We start from the raw sequence: 17,102 nt of genomic DNA, 5'->3' as shown, positions 1-17,102 counted from the left end.
TTTTAATTAAATATGATATCTGTTTGCAGATATTTCTCGAGTTCGATGACTCGCAGATAATAATCTCTCAGTGTTTCGTAATACGATTGCTGTGTTCGCAGGTACGTTCGCTGGGCTTCCAGCAGGGTAAGCAGATCCAGCTCACCGAGTCGGTACCCTTTTTGGGTCATATCTACCAACTGTTTTGATTTTTCTTGGATAGATCTGCGATATCGAATTACGTTGGCACGCGTAGTTTCATAGCCGTGCCAGGCTTGCTCAGCCTGCTTTTTGATGGAAAGTTGTTCTTCACGGTGTTTCCATTCGACTCTGCGATATTCTGCTTTCGACTGTTGCACTTTGTTAGACTGGTTTATACCGAACCAAAGGGGCACGCTCACTCCAATTTCAAAAGCGTTGAAATCAAAACCATTGCCAAAATCCTGCCGGTAGTACATAACATTTAGGTCAGGCAGATAACTGCTCTTGGCGGCTTTTGTCTGATAGGAAGCAGCAAGCTGTTCTTTATTTATTTGCTGCAGTTGTGGATGGCTTTCTAATTGTTGAAGGACTTCCTCTTGGTTAATATTCACTTCTACATAATGCAGTGTATCGGGGAAGCCAATTTCATAGGTTTGTTGCTCCTCATCCAGCCCAATCGTCTCAAATAAATTGTAGCGTGCCTCCATAATCTGCTGGTAGGCTTTCTCCATATTATTTTGTGCTTCGGTAAGCTGAAGATCGGCCTGCATGGCGTCAATTTCGGAGGATTCACCGAGATCGGACCGAGCTTGTGCCGCATTTCGCAAGTTTTTTAACAGTTGCACCCGCTCTTGTGCCAGGTGGCTCGATTCGATAGCATAGGCAAGCTTGGTATAGGCAGATTTCACATTGGCCTTGAGCTGAAGTTTCAATGCCTGTAGTTGGAGTTCCAGCGAACTGGTATTAGCACGTTCGCTTTTTACCCGATAGTAGCCGGTTAAGGGAAAGTCCAATGATTGTGAAACAATCCAGCGCTGTTCTCCAAATGTACCCTGACCAATGCCTTCCTTGGCATAGGTAACAGTAGGATTTTTAATGCCCAGACTTAGACCGGCCTGTTGTTTTTGGGCTTCAATACTATTTTTTAGCTGATTAACCTGTGGGCTATGTTCGTAGGCAATTTCAAGGGCTTTGCCAACGCTCAAATTATTAAGGTCGGTTGTATCCTGTGGAATCGGTTGAAATGAAACAAGTAGTGCAATTATTACAGAAAAAATCATTACGTATTTCTTTGTCCGTTAAAACGCGAGAAAGCGTAGTTGTTCTGTGGACTAACGTAATAATCAAATCTGTAGAGAATATGGATTTGGACCCTCGACAGTTATAGACCCTTTATTCGCCATCTCAAGGAAATACTATGGCCTGCTCTCTTGAATAAGGTTTTTGTAATAATTAGAGAGATTCTTGCAAACGAGAGATGCAGTTAAATCCGAGGGCTGCCAATCAATGACTAATTGTTGACTTTATATGTATAGTCTTGGATTTAAAACTGGATGGAAACTTCGGCTCCTTTGTCCGGGCGATTATGGGCCGAGCAATTGAAATCATGCAGTCGACAGATGCTTTGGACAATGGAGAGTCCCAAACCGGGACTGTTATCATCAAAACCATGGGTGTGATTTTGTGTTTTTTGGAACCGATCGAAGACCGAATCAATAAACTCTTGTGGAATGCCTGGGCCTTCATCCAGTACCGAAAAGATACGTTGTTCCTCATCACAGCTTGTTCTGAGGAAAATAGAAGCCCCGCTTGGCGTGTACTTGATTGCATTCTGAATAATATTATAGATGGTCGCCCGAATTAATTCGCTGTTCCCCTTTACGGTTATCGTACAGTCAAACTCTTTATGCATCGTGAGTTGCTTCATTTCAATAAAATCACTGAGCTCATCTATTACATTTTCAGTGATGTTAGTAATCTCGACGTCTTCATCAAGTGAATATTGCCGGTTTTCTATCCGACTAATAAGCAACAGGGCGTTGCTCAGGCGACTCAGTCGCACGGCCGTATCTTGTATATTTCCCGCTGCTTTAATGGTTTGTTCGTCGAGTGCGTCTGCATTCGAAAGAATTTTCTCCGCCTTTTGCCGGATAATTGAGAGGGGAGTCAGTAACTCATGAGACGCATTTTGAATAAACTGTTTCTGGTCCTCGAATGATGATCGGATCTGATGCATCATTGAGTTTAACGCTCGGTTAAGAACATTAATTTCGTATGTGGTCGTATCAGGAAAAGTCTCGGTAAGATCTGAAGGGTTGGAAATATGTTCAAGCTTAGATACGGTTTCATAAAAGGGGGCAAGAACTTTATCCAGTACAAATTGATTGAGAACATAGAGCAACAGAATCCAGATCAGCAGTCCGGCCAGCACGCTCAGTAATATTGTTCTGCTGATGTGTTCCCAGGAAGCGACTTCTTCATATAGCCGTATGGTATAATAGGTATCGTTGACATTGATGGCTGTGGTCAACCGACGATAGGATTTTTTCTCAATTTCTTTGTTAGGATTTCGCATGGTATCAATAGTTGCGAAATCGTTTGCATTGGGGGCAACGGTGCCGTCATATTTTTGTATGTCGATCCACTCGTATGATCCGAGAATGCCCAGTTCCTTGATATCTTGAAGGCTGGAAGCATCTTCGTCGATCTGATTTATAAGATCAATTTTATGCTGTAGCAGATGATTATCGAGTTCACCATAAACGGTAGAATTGACCAGGTAATAAATGCCGATTGAAGAGAGTGCAAAAACAATCAGCGTTAAAAGGGTATTGCTCAGCAGTATTTTGTTATTCAGTTTCATAAGTCGTCAGTTTATAACCTACACCATACACTGTTTTAATGAGATTTTCTACTCCGGCCGCGCTTAATTTTTTGCGGATATTCTTCATGTGAGAGTTGATAAAATCCAGTGAAAAACGATCGTCAATTTTGCTTCCCCAAATGTGTTCTGCCAGAGCAATACGAGTGATGGTCTTATTTTTGTTAAGCATCAGGTAACGCATCATCTTGTACTCGGTCTCAGTGACCTCCATCGGTTCATCATTTACCAGCAATTTAATGTGATCGACATTTAGTTTTACCGGTCCGGCTGCAATTTGATTATCATTGATGTTGTATTTCCTCCGCATTACGGCATGAATACGTGCTCTCAGCTCGGCAATGGGAAATGGCTTAGCCAGATAATCATCACTACCCAGCTCCAAACCTTTTACTTTATCCTCTGTTTCGCTGCGTGCAGTTATAATGATTACAGCGGTTTCTTGATGATCATTTTTTATTGTTTTGAGTAGGTCAAGCCCATCGCCGTCGGGTAAACCCAAATCCAGTAAAATTAGATCATATTCTTCGGCTGCTACCAAATCTGAAGCTTTGGTCAGCTTTTGAGCTAAGTCTACATTGAACTGTTCTTCGAGCAAACACTCTTCGAGATCTTCAATTAGCAGCGGTTCATCTTCGACGATAAGAGCTCGCATAAGTTAGCTTTTTTGGTGTTCCGTTTGATGGTGCTCAATCCGACGCCGATGCGCTTTAAGGTACCGTTCATCTTCGGCATAGGTAGTGGGATAAACATCGGGCACCGGTTTTGGATTTAGATCCTCATCTACATTTACAAAGGTAAACACGCAGGTGTTTGACAGCGCCTTGGTCACTTTGTCCATGCTGGTCCGCTCGATATCAATTTCAAGGGTCATAGAGGTATCGCCGGTGTAGACCACACGACTGGTGAAGTCGAGCTTGTCACCAATCCGGATGGGCTGCAAAAAGTTAATTCGGTTAACACGAACAAATATCGGCCGGTCGGGCATAATTTCTTCGGCTTGAATAAGTGCCAGCTCATAGGCCCGCCGAATGACGTAGCCTCCAAATATTTTGTGGGGCACGTTTTCCAGATCCGGGTACATTCGCTCCACACTGTTACGAATCTGCTTGCCTGCCAGCAGTCCATTGAAGTCCTCTGCTTCTTGGGCATTGTGTAGTTCACGCAACATCTCAAACTCTTCCTTGCTGGGCGGTTCTTCAAGGGCATTAATTTGCTCTTGGTATTTTTGCCGCCGTTCTATAGCGTCGTTGTATCGTCGTTTTTCAATCTCACTTTCATAATCCAGCGATTGTATAGGCAGGCTTTCGGCTTCATCGCCTTCGCCTTTGCGTGCCACCATCGTAAAATAGCAGGCCGCCAGCGAGTGTTCGGCTTCCTTATCCTGGTCGACTCGAATACCGACCTCCATGGATGTGCGTCCTACATAATTGATGCGCGCTCGTAAATATACATCTCGCGTAATATCTGCGGGAGTGTGCAGGGCAATATCATCCACAGCCGCAGTCACCACCCTGCCTTCAGGGTCAAATTGGTGCACGTAGTCGAGGGCGATGTCTTCCGCTAATTTATCGAGCTCCTCGAGCAGACGTCCCCACCTGATATTACCGGGAATATCTTTATCAATAATCATGAATTTTTTACGGAGTTTTTTGTTACTGCTAAAGGGGAGGGTTCGCTCGATTGAAGTATCTAATGGACGCATGGAATGTTGGTTTTGTTGGCATCTCAAAGTTACTTGAAGATAGAAATCTGTGGATACTTTTAAATATTCTTTCTGCTGATCTAATGCATAGTTTTTACTGATGTGAATAGAGCAAGGATGACGCCAATCGAACAGATTTTTACGGGTATCTAAATAATCGATTAACTACCGGATCCGTTTCACCTTAACAAAAATGGGGAAAGCATCCGCTTGTGTTATGATATCATTTAAAGTTTATCTCTTGTTTGGCCCGACTCCTTTTGTATTTCCCCTTAAAGAAGGGGAGACTTATGGAACCACTTCTATTTTATATTGCCAAAACAGCCCCTTCTTTGTAAGGAGGGGTTAGGGGAGGTTGTTTTTACAATAATTTAAAGAAATCGTTTGGTTCGAAATTCGTGGAATTTATTTGAATTCGTGTTCAATTAGTATGGAATTAGATCATGCTATTTTTAATTACAATTGTAGACAGTTATTTTAACATTAAAATAAATTACTCTTTTAAAAGGAACATCTATGGAATTTGGTCTATACACCTTTGTTGAAAACACGCCGCATCCCGAATTGGATCGCATGCTTACGCCTGACGAACGCTTCGAAAACCTGATGGAAGAGATTGAGCTGGCCGACGAGGCAGGGCTCGACCTGTTTGGCATCGGGGAGCATCATCGTGAGGAATATCTATCTTCATCCCCAACCACCATTTTGGCCGCAGCTGCCGCGCGCACCAAGCAGATCAAACTCAGCAGTGCGGTGACGGTGCTGGGTTCCGAAGATCCCGTGCGGGCGTACCAGCAGTTTGCTACCATTGATCAACTTTCCAAAGGCCGGGCCGAAATTATGGTGGGACGCGGTTCGTTTGTAGAATCCTTTCCGCTGTTTGGTTACGATCTGCAGGATTATGAAGAGCTATTTGAAGAAAAGCTGGATCTGTTGCTAACACTTCGTGAAAACGAAACCATCACCTGGAGCGGCAAACATCGCGCTGATATTGACAACCGAGGTGTATATCCACAGCCGTATCAGGATCAGATTCCTGTTTGGAGAGCGGTCGGAGGGACGCCGAAGTCAGCTTATCAAGCGGGAGCACTGGGACTGCCGATGGCGTTGGGTATTATTGGCGGTCAGCCCGAGCAGTTTAAACAGCTGGCTGATATCCACCAAAGGGGAGCCGAAGAAAACGGTCACGAATCACCTAAGCTGAGTATCAACTCTCACGGATTCATTGCCGAAAACTCCAAAGAGGCGGCCGATATTTCCTTTCCCGCGTTCAAGGTAACGATGGATAAAATTGGTAAAGAACGCGGCTGGCCACCTATGACGCGCGACAAGTTTGAGGCTTCGCGGACGCTGCGCGGGGCCAATGCCGTTGGGGATCCGCAGGAAATTATTGACAAAGTGCTCTTTCAGTACGAAATTTTTGGTCACGATCGTTTTTTACTGCAGATGAGCGTGGGATCCATCCCGCACAAGAAGCTGCTTAAATCTATTGAGCTGTTTGCCACTGAGGTGAAACCTGCGGTAAATAAAGCGCTTAATGAAAAATAAATAAACGAGGATGTTATGGACGATGTCAGGAGAACCTTTAAAGCACCGTGGGATTGGTTGCTGATCCTGATGACGAGTGGAGTCACGATACTGCTGTTGGGACTGAATTATTATACTCCCGGAGTTGTATCTACTCTTATAACGTGGTCCATTATTTTGGGTGCACTCGGTTTCGGTATATTCGGATATCATATTCAAGACGGTCAACTTAAAATTTTACGGCTCGGATGGTCGAAGGATATCGATTTGTCCAAAATTACCGAAGTCGAATTCAAACCAAACGCCATGACCGGGTCCGTACGAACATTTGGTATAGGTGGACTATTCGGCTACATCGGCTATTTCAGGAATAGCATCCTAAAAAGTTACAAAGCGTATGTAACCCATCGGGATAAAACGGTCGTGCTAACCACCGAAGAAGGCGAAGTTGTAATTTCTCCGGATGACCCGAAAGCATTTGTGGCATCCGTAAAATCAGTTTTAGAGGATAACCCAGCTGATAATTGATAACCTTTTGGAGAAATCACTGCTATTAAGAATTGATCTTATTTAAGTTTCTGTTTCAACGGCAGTTTCTTATTATTGAGCCACTCAAAACCAAACCTTTAAAATCCATCTGCTATGTACACCGGCTTTCAACACCTGCATTCTGGTCTGGCCTATTTGGTGCTCCTTATTTTAGTAGGCGTCATTGGTTATGCACTTATGAACTTCATCAATAAAAAGCCTTTTACCGAAAAATCTCGTAAAATTTCATTAGTGGGATTGATTGCTGCCCATATCCAGTTATTAATCGGATTAGTACTGTACGTTATTTCCCCAATGGGTATTTCCAATTTCTCCGGTGAAGCGATGGGGGATGCCATGTCACGACTCTATATGCTCGAGCATCCGCTGACGATGATTATCGGTATCGTGTTGATTACCATCGGCTACTCCAAGGCAAAAAGTGGAGACGATGATGCTGCCCGATACAAAAAGATTCTCATTTTTTATGGTCTGGGATTATTCCTGATCCTGCTTCGCATTCCGTGGTCAGCATGGCCGGGCATGTAGTCTTCTTTTTTATTCTGATATAATCTGAAAACCTTCTTCCCATCTAAAATATGGCGGTATGAGTATTATTGAAGTTATCATCCTCAGCATCATTGAGGGGATTACCGAGTTTTTACCGATTTCTTCAACGGGGCACATGATTCTGGCCTCCCATTTTATGGGGATAGAGAATACCGAGTTTCTCAAAACATTTGAGATCTCTATCCAGCTTTCGGCGGTACTGGCCATTGTAGTGATGTATCGGGATAAGCTATTTGCTGGCTTACAGCTTTATTACAAGTTGTTTTGGGCTTTTATTCCCGTTTCGGTAGTGGGGTTGTTGTTTTATGATGCTATAAAAGCGGTCTTATTTAACACCATTGTAGTGAGCGTCATGCTTATTCTGGGTGGGATCGTGCTCATCTGGCTCGATAAATGGACCCGCAACCGGGAAACCCAATACAAGGAACTTGAAGATATTTCTACCAAGAGTGCGCTGATGATTGGAATTGCCCAGTGTTTTGCACTTATTCCCGGTACATCACGAGCGGCGGCAACGATCATCGGTGGAGCGGCCATTGGCTATAACGAGCGTCAGGCTACCGAATTTTCCTTTCTGTTGGCGATACCTACTATGGCCGCCGCCACGGGCTATGACCTGTTTAAAACAGCTTCGGGCATATCAATGGAGCAGTTTATGCTGTTGGGACTGGGAAGCGTTTTCGCCTTCATTTTTGCCTGGGTTGCCGTGAAAGGATTTCTGAAAGTGGTGGATTCCTATGGATTCCGTCACTTTGGATATTACCGCATCGGTTTGGCGGTCATATTTTTAATACTGGCCTTCGGTTTTAATATTACCCTGTATTAGAGATGAAACCTTAAGCCTGAATTATGGCCGGTCGCAAAACCACCCCGCTCAAAGATTTTTCACTTGGCACTCACCGTTGTTCGGTTGATCTGCGACTGGAAAAATTGAGCATGGTCCCTTTTTTCACTGATTTGGATGAAGGTAAGCTTACGGCCATCAATCAGCAATTTAGTGCGGCACACCATCATGCGGATGAAACCATATATCACCAAGATGAACGGGCGACGATGCTGCGGGTTGTGGTCCACGGTGCGGTAAAGCTGGTACGTCACACTATGGATGGGAAAGATGTGCTGTTGGATATGCTTCAGCCGGGTGATTATTTTGGGAATTTTTCTACGACAGGTAAAGCCATTTACTCGGAGACCGCTCGCGCCCAAACCGATGTCTGTATCCTTTCTATTCGGATGAGCAACTTTCGATCGCTTCTTAACGATTATCCGGAAGTTGCGGTGGCTGTGCTCGATATTACGGCCGACCGACTTCAGTCATCCCGGGAGAAAATTCGTCACCTCACCACGCTCACCGTTAAAAAACGCATTGCGCATATACTGGTGATGCTTTCTGAAAAATTCGGTGAGCAGAATGCATACGGATTACTTTTGCAGCTTCCGCTATCCCGCAAAGATTTGGCCGATATGGTGGGAACGTCTTCCGAGACCGCCAGCCGAATTATGAGCGACTTTCAAGATCAGGATATCATTAAAACCGGTCGCCAGTGGGTTGCGATCAGTGATATCAATCGCCTTGCCGATATCGCCAAAGAGTAGTCAGGGTAGTGTATAGGAAAGGTTACTTTTTCCCGGCAGTAAATAAATCCTCCCTTAATTGAGCCAGATCATTTTAGTGCAGATAGGCCTCCGTTACATTGGGCACAGAAACCAATGACAACAAACGGAGAACATTATGTTAGAATTAAAAACAGCAAAACTATCTGCACTTATATCACTTTTCTTTTTAGCGGGATTAAGCCTCCCACAACAGGCCGAAGCGCACTGCGATCGAATTAACGGTCCGGTAGCGATGGATGCTCGAAAAGCCCTGGAAACCGGTGAGGTAAGTCACGCTCTCATCTGGGTGACGGAAAAACAATCCGATGAACTCAAATCAGTCTTTGAACAGGCAAGTAAGGTTTATGCAAAGGGCGAAGAATCTAAAGAATTAGCCGAACGCTTTTTCATGGAGACCACCGTGCGATTGCACCGCGAAGCCGAAGGCATGTCTTATACCGGATTGAAACCGGCCCAACCCAATCCCGAAGATATTGCCGTTGCCGAAGAGGCACTGCAATCAGGAGATGTACAACCGGTAGCTACGTTGCTTGCCAGTGAGATCGAAAAAAAGGTCACGGAGCTACATCAACAGGCAATGAAAGCCCAAAACGGAAAGGATGAAAGTGTGGCGTTGGGGCGTGAGGCCGTGGATGCCTACGTGCGATATGTCGTGTATGTCCACAGTCTGTATAAAACCATCCAGGCGGGACCAGCACACGGAATCGGGAATTAACCGGCAAAAACTAATCATCAAAAAACAGAACACTATGGAATCACTGACAAAAACAATACTGCGAAGCGACGAATTAAGCTGTCCATCCTGTGTAAGTAATATCGAATCAACCTTGAATAATATGGATGGTATTGAACAAGCGAAGGTTCATTTTAATACCGGGCGGATTGAAGTGGAACACAATACGGATACCGTTTCCGAGCAGGATTTGATTGAGGCTATTCAGAACACAGGATACGAAGCAAAAGTATCACAATTTTAAGGTAAGCAGGTGAGTATTATGAACTTACTGAATCAATTAAAGCAGAAGATTAGAAATCCGACAAGCAGAAAAAGATTGTTACTTACTGTAAGCGGGGTGTTTATCGTGATGGGCTGGTTCGCCAACTGGATTCTTAACGCTCCGCTTATGTTTAATGCGATGATGATTACTGCCACCCTGCTGGCCGGCTATGATATCGTAAGTCGTGCCTGGCAGGGGCTGAAGAATCGGCATACCAATATTGAGCTGCTGGTGAGTATTGCAGCTGTTGGTGGGCTTGCAATAGGGGTATATTGGGAGTCGGCAGCGGTGACCTTTCTGTTTCTGTTGGGCGGATGGCTCGAAGCGCGGACGCTCAGCAAAACCCGAAGCACGCTCAAAGAACTCATCGATATGGCCCCGGAAACTGCTATTGTGTTAGAGGATGGTCAGCAGAACGAAATACCGGCGCGGGAAGTGCAGTCGGGTTCGCTTATTTTGGTAAAGCCGGGCGGAAAAATACCGGTGGACGGCATTGTGGAAAGTGGTCATACTACGGTTGATGAGAGTATGGTGACCGGGGAATCTATGCCGGCAGAAAAGCAGGAAGGTGATGAAGTGTTTGCGGGGACGATCAATCGAAATGGGAGTATTCGGCTTCGGGCAACCCATTCCGGTGGGGATACGACGTTGGCTAAAATTATCCGCCGGGTAGAGGAAGCCCAGGAAGAAAAAGCGCCTACCCAGCGATTTATCGAACGATTTGCAACGTGGTACACACCGGGTATTGTAGTATTAAGTATAGGCTCATTTGCGTTTACCCAAGATCTTGAACTGGCTTTAACGCTGTTGGTAATTGGCTGTCCCGGCGCACTCGTTATTTCTACGCCTATCTCAATCATTACGGGCATAGGTCGCGCTGCAAAGAAGGGCATCCTGATTAAAGGAGGGGAATACCTCGAAAATGCCGGAAAGATTACGGCATTAGCTTTGGATAAAACCGGGACGCTTACCGAAGGAAATCCTAAAGTAACGAATGTGTTGAACTTTAAATCGACTGCCGTTTCAGTTGGAGGGACGTATGAAGAAGAATCAATATTAGCCACTCCGAAAACTTTTGATAAAAATGGGAAAGAGTCATTTTCCGGTGAACAGCAAGATATTTTGTATTGGGCTTCAATTGCCGAATCAGCTTCCGAACATCCGCTGGCCGATGCCATTTTAGCTGCTACCGATAATAACTCTGAGATAGCCGAAGCCGATCGATTTACTGCTCACACCGGGCAGGGAATAGAAGCAGAATATCAGTCTAATGATATATTAGTTGGGAAACCGAAGTTTATCAAAGAACAGGGAGTTACCGTTAATGGTCAGGTTGCAAAAGAAATAGAGAAGCTGGCAGCTTCCGGCAGAACGGTAGTATTAGTGGCATTAAATGGTGAATTGATTGGGGCTTTGGGCATCATGGATACCATGCGTCCCGATGCACCACAAATGATAGAGAAATTACGAGATTATGGTATAGAACGCTTGTTGATGATTACCGGGGATTCTCCCGAGACGGCAGGCTACATCGCTGGAGGTGCAGGGATCGATGAAGTCCATGCTCGGATGCTACCCGAGGATAAATTGGAGGTGGTTAAGAAACTTCAGAAAGAGGGTTACAAAGTAGCGATGACCGGAGATGGTATTAATGATGCCCCGGCACTGGCTGCCGCTGATCTTGGAATTGCCATGGCCGCGGCCGGGACGGATGTAGCCATTGAAACTGCAGATCTGGCACTTATGAGTGACGATCTGATGAAAATTCCGGAGGCGCTGTCTCTATCTAAAAAGACGCTTGGCAATATTCGTCAAAATGTGGTAGTAGCGCTTGTAACCGTAACGGCATTGCTTGCGGGTGTATTTATGGGATCGGTGCAAATGGCGGGTGGAATGCTTATCCACGAGCTTTCGGTGATGGCGGTAATCCTGAACGGCATGCGACTGCGGTGGGCATAAGGTTAAATTGTGATCTCCCACTATTAATTAAAAAAGCCTGTCAGGTTGAATAATCTGACAGGCTTAAAATTTTGATATTTTTTACACAAATTCTATTCCGGCATGTCGTTGCCTCGTGGCACAAACGCTTGGATATCGGTAATTTCACGTCCCAATATTAGTCCGTGAATGTCGTAAGTACCTTCGTAAGTGTTTACGGATTCGAGGTTCATTACATGATGGATGACGCGATACTCACCGGTTATACCGTTGGCACCGTGCATATCACGAGCAATGCGTGCAATTTCCAAAGCCGTTCCACAATTGTTACGCTTAGCCAGTGATACCATTGAGTGATGAGAACGTCCCTCATCTTTAAGTTTACCCAGTCGCCATGCGAGCAATTGCATCTGCGTGATATCCGTCAGCATGTTGGCCAGCTTGGTTTGCGGCAGCTGATTAGCTCCAATGGGATACCCAAACTGTTTACGGTCAAGCACATATTCCCGCGCTTTTTGATAGCAGAATTCGGCTGCTCCAACGGTGCCCCAGGCAATGCCGTATCGGGCAGAGTTCAGGCAGGTGAATGGTCCTTTAAGTCCGCGGATATCCGGAAAGGCATTCTCATCGGGCACAAAGACATCCTCAAAAACCATTTCTCCGGTCTCAGAAGCACGGAGTGACATTTTGTGTTTAGTGGCTGGTGCACTGTAGCCGTCCATATCTTTGGTTACGATGAAACCGCGGATTTCTCCCTCATCATCTTGGTTTTCTTTTGCTTTTGCCCAGACGATGCCTACATCGGCAATGGGAGAGTTAGTAATCCACATTTTGGCCCCGTTAAGAATCCAGCCGCCGTCAGTTTTTACGGCAGTAGTAGACATGGAGCCGGGATCAGAGCCGTGATCGGGTTCCGTCAATCCGAAGCAGCCGATGAGTTCTCCGGTGGCCAGCTTTGGCAAAAATCGTTCTTTTTGTTCGTCGGTGCCAAACTTGAAAATAGGGAACATCACCAGGGACGACTGTACCGACATGAACGAGCGATACCCAGAGTCCACGCGCTCTACTTCCCGTGCTATGAGTCCGTAGGCTGTTTGACTGGCATCCACGCCTCCGTATTCAGGGGGGAGGTAGGAACCAAGCAACCCCAGATCGCCCATCTCGGTGGCGATAGCGGGATCAAAATGCTCTTCCTGATTTCCTTTTAGGGCACGCGGTTCTAATTTACTTTGCGCATAATCGCGAGCTGTTTCCATGATCATGCGATCATCTTCGGAAAGCTCAGATTCAAACTGAAAGGGGTCGTCGATATTAAAACTGTTACTGGCCATAAATTAACAAAATTGGTTACCTTAATTATTTCCCTGTGCAAGGTAAGCGGTTGGAGAATAAATGTAAATGAGTAAGAGCAATCAGCTATCAGCTTAACATTAATCAAACTGTGATAACTGATCACTGAAAGCTTGGTTTTATCCCCAGAATTCTTTCTTGAGTTCCCGGCCGATAATCATGCGCTGAACTTCGGAGGTGCCTTCCCCAATCGTCATCAGCTTGGCATCACGCATAAATCGCTCAACGTGATATTCTTTGATGTATCCGTAGCCGCCGTGAATTTGTACGGCCTCATCTGCAGCACGTACTGCCAGTTCGGATGCAAAAAGCTTCGCCATGGAAACTTCTTTTGTAAAGGGTTTATCCTGATCTTTTAGCCAGGCTGCGCGGTGCACCAGCATGCGCGCGGCATCTACTTCAGTGGCTATATTCGAAATTTTCGTTTCAATAGCCTGGAAATCACCGATGGGTGATCCAAACTGCTTGCGTTCGCCCGAATATTTTAAGGATTCTTCGAGGGCTCCGCGTGCAATTCCGACCGACAGGGCACCAATGCCGATACGTCCGCCGTCGAGCACTTTCATCGTATCAACAAAACCGCGACCGAGTTCGCCCAGTAGATTTTCTTCGGGAACCTCTACATCCTCAAAGATAACTTCCGTGGTATCACTGGAATTCATGCCCAGCTTCTCCATCTTCTTACCGGATTCAACGCCATCCCAATCACCCTCAATAATAAAAGCACTAATGCCCTTGGTGCCTTTATCCGGATCCGTTTTGGCAAGCACCACAAAAGTATCACCGACAGAGCCCTGCGTGATAAAAATCTTGGTTCCGTTAAGAATGTATTTGTCGTCTTTCTTGATGGCCGTTGTTTTCATTCCCGAAGCGTCGCTGCCGGATCCGGGCTCGGTGAGGCACCATGCTCCCAGTTTTTCTCCTTTAGCCAAGGGCGTTAAATACTTTTCTTTTTGGGATTTGTTGGCTGCCAGGGCAATATGTCCGGATGCCAGCGAGGTATGCGAAGCCACAGTTAAGGCCAGTGAAGCATCCCATCGGGCGATCTCTTCGATAGCCAGGCAAAAGCTAACGTGCCCCACACCACCGCCACCATATTTTTCGGGATGAACCATCCCCATAAAACCTTGTTCGGCTAATTTTTTAACGAGGTCGTGTGGAAACTCTTTACTGGTATCGCGCTCTTTTACGCCGGGTTTAACATGTCGTTCAACAAAATCTCTGATACTATCTCGGATGAGTTGCTGTTCTTCGGAAAGTTCAAAATTAAGCCCGGTAGCTTTTTGTAATACGTCGGTACTCATAAGATGGAATTAAAATAGATTGGAATTTCTCTATCTATTAAAATAGAAAAAAATTTGATAAATCGTTTTGGGAAAGAAGACTTAGCTGAAGAAAGTGTATCCGGAGTGGGTAAAATTTTGTAATCAAATAATAAAAAACCGATCCAGGGCCATTGTTTCAACATAGTGAAATAAAAATTCATCGTCCTTGGAACAAAAATGAAAAATACAGCTATGTATAGATGAGAAGTTCATTCATTGAGCTTAATCGAATTAAAATAAATCAAATAAGAGGAGACAATATGTATATCTTTAATAAAAAAGCTTTCTTTTCAGCGCTTGTGATGATCATTGGAATTGCAATGTTTACGAACCCAGTAATGGCTCAAGAGCAAGGAGAAGCGGAGCTATCAGGAGAGGTGGTTGATGCTTCCAGTCAGGAAGCAATATCCGGAGCCCAGTTAGTTCTACAGGGTGTAGATAAGGAAGCCACTACTGGTGAAGATGGATCTTTCACTTTTGAAATGGTTAGCCCGGGAACTTATACTCTCTCAGTATCAGCTGATGGATATGAGGGCTGGAGCCAAGAAGTAGAAGTGAAGGAAGGCGGAGATTCAATAACTGTTAAGTTAGAACCCAAGGAATCTTCATAGAAAGTATTAAACACAACGAAAAAGGCCATTCCGTAAAGGGATGGCCTTTTTTTATTAGAATGAATAAATACTCATTACGACGTAGAACGTCGTAACAAGATAAGTTGTCATCATTATTAAATGACTTTGCGAAGGTAGGCATCGTAACGAGATTGCGGGCAGATTGTATTTTCAATGTTACATCTCGTTGCAATGCTCTGCGTTGCAACGTGGGGAGAAAAGAACTATTTGCAGATAAGCATTTTAACAAAATTATAGAGCGTCGTAATGAGATAAATTTACATCATGTTACTACGCTCTGCGTGACGGTGAAAACCTACCCGAAATTCCAGGTTACGCCGCGACCGATTTCCGGATCAGGATAGTTCCAATCCACCGCTCCCTGATCGCAGGCATACATGCACGTTCCGCATTCGATGCAATCTTCCACCTGAAAGTGCACTTTACCATCCTCATCCATGGTATAGCAATTGGCCGGACAAACATAGGTGGTACACTTATGCGGACAGGTTGAATTGCAGATATCCGTATCCACAGTAATATGCGGCTTAATATCTGATTTTGCCTGGTTGCGATAGCTGACCAGTCCCAGTCGTTCTGTAAGATCCATTAATTTCATAATGCGAAAAAATAAAAACTTAACATTTTAAATATCATGTCATCCTGAATTTATTTCAGGATCTGTAACTGCTCTCTGTTGTATAGATTCTGAACCAAGTTCAGAATGACACATTATTTTTGAAGTTACTCCTAAAATCTTATAACGATTTCGCTCCTTTAAATCCGATTTTTATGAGATCCCAGTACGACGAGTGCTCTTTAATAGATTCACTCATCAGCTCACGTGATTTCTTGGTCGGTTCGTTATCAATAGTAAAGAACTTGCGTCCGAAGTCACAAATTAAGTTTGGAACATCTTGATACATTGTCGGATTGTGCAGCATGTGTACCGCATCCTGGAAGCTGTTAATATCTTTCATAACATAGCTTTCCTTAAGTGCCTGTTTGTATTCTTTGAGCGTGTTGCTTGTAAAATCGTCGCGCTCTCTCGCTTTCACAATTGTTTCTGCTCCCAGAATACCTGATCGCATGGCGTAGTCCATACCTTGAATGGCTTTACCGGCATTCATCAACAAGTTTGCCGATTCACCACATAGCAAAACACCATCCTTATACAATTCTTTAGGCATGGCTCGCTTATCTCCGGATGATACCACATGTGCCGAATATTCAACGACCTCACCACCTTTGATGGTATCCTGAATTACCGGATGACCCTTAAAGGTATTCAATAGGTCATGCGGACTTTTTTCTTTCTCCCGCATATCCTTGATTCCGGCCACCAAGCCGAGCGATATCGTATCACGGTTGGTATAAAGAAATCCTCCGCCCTCTACGCCATCGGTGGCGAAGCCGACAAATTCATTCGACATACCGCTGAGTCCGTTAAGCTGAAAGCGATCTTCCAGCACTTTTTGGTCGTATCGTATGACTTCCTTGATTCCGGTCAGCATGTGATCGGCGGGCACATAATCATCCTGCAGGCCAACCTGACGCGTAAGTAGATTGTTTACCCCTTCCGAAATAATGACACTATCGGCATGAAATTCTTCTTCGCCGGTGCGAATACCCACCGCTTTATCATCTTCCATCAGAATTTCATCCACCTTGATATTTGTGGCGATGAACGATTCCATAGCATAATCACTGTTATCGATCTCCTCCTGGACTTTACCGGCCAGCCAGCGATCAAATTTTGAGCGAAGCACCACTACGCCTGAGTAGGGCGTTTCGTTGAAGTGCGATGATTTAAAATCGATAGAAAAAGTTGACTGATCGTCCATGAACGTAAGTCGCCGGTGGTTGATAAATCGTTCCCAGCCGCCGTCTTCCTCTTCCCAGTAATTGGGGACGAGCTTCGCCAGGTCGCTGCCCCAGAGCACACCGCCCGAGACGTTTTTGGATCCGGCAAATTCACCTTTTTCGATGAGTAAAAACTTCATGTTATTGCGGGCCAATATCATAGCTGCCGCTAATCCGGCAATCCCAGCGCCCACAATAATACAGTCAAACTTTTCGTCCATCATAATA

The 17,102-nt window shown here is 44.9% G+C and carries 17 protein-coding genes; 9 read left to right on the top strand and 8 right to left on the bottom strand.

What is annotated here, in order from left to right:
• Positions 1-2 precede the first annotated feature (2 nt).
• From CK503_RS12480 to CK503_RS12465, 4 genes are all read right to left on the bottom strand, one after another.
• Positions 3-1,241, bottom strand: coding sequence for a TolC family protein (locus CK503_RS12480; RefSeq protein ID WP_095607163.1), 1,239 nt, complete (start codon positions 1,239-1,241; stop codon positions 3-5).
• Positions 1,242-1,504: 263 nt separating this feature from the next.
• Complete coding sequence (locus CK503_RS12475; protein WP_095607162.1) at positions 1,505-2,824, bottom strand: sensor histidine kinase; 1,320 nt, start codon at positions 2,822-2,824, stop codon at positions 1,505-1,507.
• Positions 2,811-3,497 carry a response regulator transcription factor gene (locus CK503_RS12470; protein WP_095607161.1) on the bottom strand — a complete coding sequence of 229 codons (687 nt, stop codon included), beginning with the start codon at positions 3,495-3,497 and terminating at the stop codon, positions 2,811-2,813. Before CK503_RS12470 ends, CK503_RS12475 begins: the two co-directional genes overlap by 14 nt.
• 3 nt (positions 3,498-3,500) lie before the next feature.
• On the bottom strand, positions 3,501-4,547 hold the full coding sequence (locus tag CK503_RS12465) for a hotdog domain-containing protein (protein WP_095607160.1): 1,047 nt from the start codon (positions 4,545-4,547) through the stop codon (positions 3,501-3,503).
• A gap of 516 nt (positions 4,548-5,063) precedes the next feature.
• Between CK503_RS12465 and CK503_RS12460 the strand changes: the two genes are divergently transcribed.
• The 8 genes from CK503_RS12460 to CK503_RS12425 all read left to right on the top strand — a co-directional run bounded on the left by CK503_RS12460 (position 5,064) and on the right by CK503_RS12425 (position 11,746).
• The gene (locus CK503_RS12460; RefSeq protein ID WP_095607159.1) at positions 5,064-6,095 is read left to right on the top strand and encodes an LLM class flavin-dependent oxidoreductase; all 1,032 of its coding nucleotides are present in this window, start codon (positions 5,064-5,066) and stop codon (positions 6,093-6,095) included.
• A 15-nt stretch (positions 6,096-6,110) separates the two neighbouring features.
• Entirely contained in the window at positions 6,111-6,602 is a 492-nt protein-coding gene (locus tag CK503_RS12455) for a PH domain-containing protein (protein ID WP_095607158.1), read from the top strand.
• 114 nt (positions 6,603-6,716) lie between these two features.
• Positions 6,717-7,151 (top strand): hypothetical protein, encoded by a 435-nt coding sequence (locus CK503_RS12450; protein WP_095607157.1) that lies wholly within the window; start codon positions 6,717-6,719, stop codon positions 7,149-7,151.
• 58 nt (positions 7,152-7,209) lie between these two features.
• The gene (locus CK503_RS12445; RefSeq protein WP_095607156.1) at positions 7,210-7,998 is read left to right on the top strand and encodes an undecaprenyl-diphosphate phosphatase; all 789 of its coding nucleotides are present in this window, start codon (positions 7,210-7,212) and stop codon (positions 7,996-7,998) included.
• 23 nt (positions 7,999-8,021) lie between these two features.
• Positions 8,022-8,768: a Crp/Fnr family transcriptional regulator gene (locus CK503_RS12440; RefSeq protein ID WP_095607155.1), complete on the top strand. Its 747-nt coding sequence runs from the start codon at positions 8,022-8,024 to the stop codon at positions 8,766-8,768.
• A 136-nt stretch (positions 8,769-8,904) separates the two neighbouring features.
• Positions 8,905-9,504: a DUF6448 family protein gene (locus CK503_RS12435; RefSeq protein ID WP_095607154.1), complete on the top strand. Its 600-nt coding sequence runs from the start codon at positions 8,905-8,907 to the stop codon at positions 9,502-9,504.
• Positions 9,505-9,538: 34 nt separating this feature from the next.
• The gene (locus CK503_RS12430; protein WP_095607153.1) at positions 9,539-9,766 is read left to right on the top strand and encodes a heavy-metal-associated domain-containing protein; all 228 of its coding nucleotides are present in this window, start codon (positions 9,539-9,541) and stop codon (positions 9,764-9,766) included.
• A gap of 18 nt (positions 9,767-9,784) precedes the next feature.
• Positions 9,785-11,746 carry a heavy metal translocating P-type ATPase gene (locus tag CK503_RS12425; RefSeq protein WP_095607152.1) on the top strand — a complete coding sequence of 654 codons (1,962 nt, stop codon included), beginning with the start codon at positions 9,785-9,787 and terminating at the stop codon, positions 11,744-11,746.
• A 92-nt stretch (positions 11,747-11,838) separates the two neighbouring features.
• Here CK503_RS12425 and CK503_RS12420 read toward each other — a convergent pair whose 3' ends face one another.
• Together CK503_RS12420 and CK503_RS12415 are read right to left on the bottom strand one after the other, a co-directional pair.
• Complete coding sequence (locus CK503_RS12420; protein ID WP_095607151.1) at positions 11,839-13,056, bottom strand: acyl-CoA dehydrogenase; 1,218 nt, start codon at positions 13,054-13,056, stop codon at positions 11,839-11,841.
• Positions 13,057-13,194: 138 nt separating this feature from the next.
• Positions 13,195-14,379, bottom strand: a complete 1,185-nt coding sequence (locus tag CK503_RS12415; RefSeq protein WP_095607150.1) for an acyl-CoA dehydrogenase family protein — start codon at positions 14,377-14,379, stop codon at positions 13,195-13,197.
• Between the two features lie 221 nt (positions 14,380-14,600).
• Here CK503_RS12415 and CK503_RS12410 point away from each other — a divergent pair, with 221 nt between their 5' ends.
• Positions 14,601-15,011, top strand: a complete 411-nt coding sequence (locus CK503_RS12410; RefSeq protein WP_095607149.1) for a carboxypeptidase-like regulatory domain-containing protein — start codon at positions 14,601-14,603, stop codon at positions 15,009-15,011.
• Between the two features lie 316 nt (positions 15,012-15,327).
• Here the strand turns inward: CK503_RS12410 and CK503_RS12405 are convergent, their stop codons facing one another.
• Positions 15,328-15,621, bottom strand: a complete 294-nt coding sequence (locus CK503_RS12405) for a ferredoxin family protein (RefSeq protein WP_095607256.1) — start codon at positions 15,619-15,621, stop codon at positions 15,328-15,330.
• A gap of 148 nt (positions 15,622-15,769) precedes the next feature.
• Positions 15,770-17,098, bottom strand: coding sequence for an FAD-dependent oxidoreductase (locus tag CK503_RS12400; protein ID WP_095607148.1), 1,329 nt, complete (start codon positions 17,096-17,098; stop codon positions 15,770-15,772).
• Positions 17,099-17,102: the final 4 nt, after the last annotated feature.

It is taken from the genome of Fodinibius salipaludis, assembly GCF_002287075.1.
GTDB classification, from domain to species: Bacteria; Bacteroidota; Rhodothermia; order Balneolales; family Balneolaceae; genus Fodinibius; species Fodinibius salipaludis.
Note: the sequence above shows the minus strand (reverse complement) of the source record. Positions and strands in the feature narration are given on the sequence as shown.

Bases quoted from the DNA above. Each gene is read 5' to 3' on its own strand.
- CK503_RS12480 (WP_095607163.1), bottom strand. From the start codon at position 1,241: ATGATTTTTTCTGTAATAATTGCACTACTTGTTTCATTTCAACCGATT.
- CK503_RS12475 (WP_095607162.1), bottom strand. From the start codon at position 2,824: ATGAAACTGAATAACAAAATACTGCTGAGCAATACCCTTTTAACGCTG.
- CK503_RS12470 (WP_095607161.1), bottom strand. From the start codon at position 3,497: ATGCGAGCTCTTATCGTCGAAGATGAACCGCTGCTAATTGAAGATCTC.
- CK503_RS12465 (WP_095607160.1), bottom strand. From the start codon at position 4,547: ATGCGTCCATTAGATACTTCAATCGAGCGAACCCTCCCCTTTAGCAGT.
- CK503_RS12460 (WP_095607159.1), top strand. From the start codon at position 5,064: ATGGAATTTGGTCTATACACCTTTGTTGAAAACACGCCGCATCCCGAA.
- CK503_RS12455 (WP_095607158.1), top strand. From the start codon at position 6,111: ATGGACGATGTCAGGAGAACCTTTAAAGCACCGTGGGATTGGTTGCTG.
- CK503_RS12450 (WP_095607157.1), top strand. From the start codon at position 6,717: ATGTACACCGGCTTTCAACACCTGCATTCTGGTCTGGCCTATTTGGTG.
- CK503_RS12445 (WP_095607156.1), top strand. From the start codon at position 7,210: ATGAGTATTATTGAAGTTATCATCCTCAGCATCATTGAGGGGATTACC.
- CK503_RS12440 (WP_095607155.1), top strand. From the start codon at position 8,022: ATGGCCGGTCGCAAAACCACCCCGCTCAAAGATTTTTCACTTGGCACT.
- CK503_RS12435 (WP_095607154.1), top strand. From the start codon at position 8,905: ATGTTAGAATTAAAAACAGCAAAACTATCTGCACTTATATCACTTTTC.
- CK503_RS12430 (WP_095607153.1), top strand. From the start codon at position 9,539: ATGGAATCACTGACAAAAACAATACTGCGAAGCGACGAATTAAGCTGT.
- CK503_RS12425 (WP_095607152.1), top strand. From the start codon at position 9,785: ATGAACTTACTGAATCAATTAAAGCAGAAGATTAGAAATCCGACAAGC.
- CK503_RS12420 (WP_095607151.1), bottom strand. From the start codon at position 13,056: ATGGCCAGTAACAGTTTTAATATCGACGACCCCTTTCAGTTTGAATCT.
- CK503_RS12415 (WP_095607150.1), bottom strand. From the start codon at position 14,379: ATGAGTACCGACGTATTACAAAAAGCTACCGGGCTTAATTTTGAACTT.
- CK503_RS12410 (WP_095607149.1), top strand. From the start codon at position 14,601: ATGAGAAGTTCATTCATTGAGCTTAATCGAATTAAAATAAATCAAATA.
- CK503_RS12405 (WP_095607256.1), bottom strand. From the start codon at position 15,621: ATGGATCTTACAGAACGACTGGGACTGGTCAGCTATCGCAACCAGGCA.
- CK503_RS12400 (WP_095607148.1), bottom strand. From the start codon at position 17,098: ATGATGGACGAAAAGTTTGACTGTATTATTGTGGGCGCTGGGATTGCC.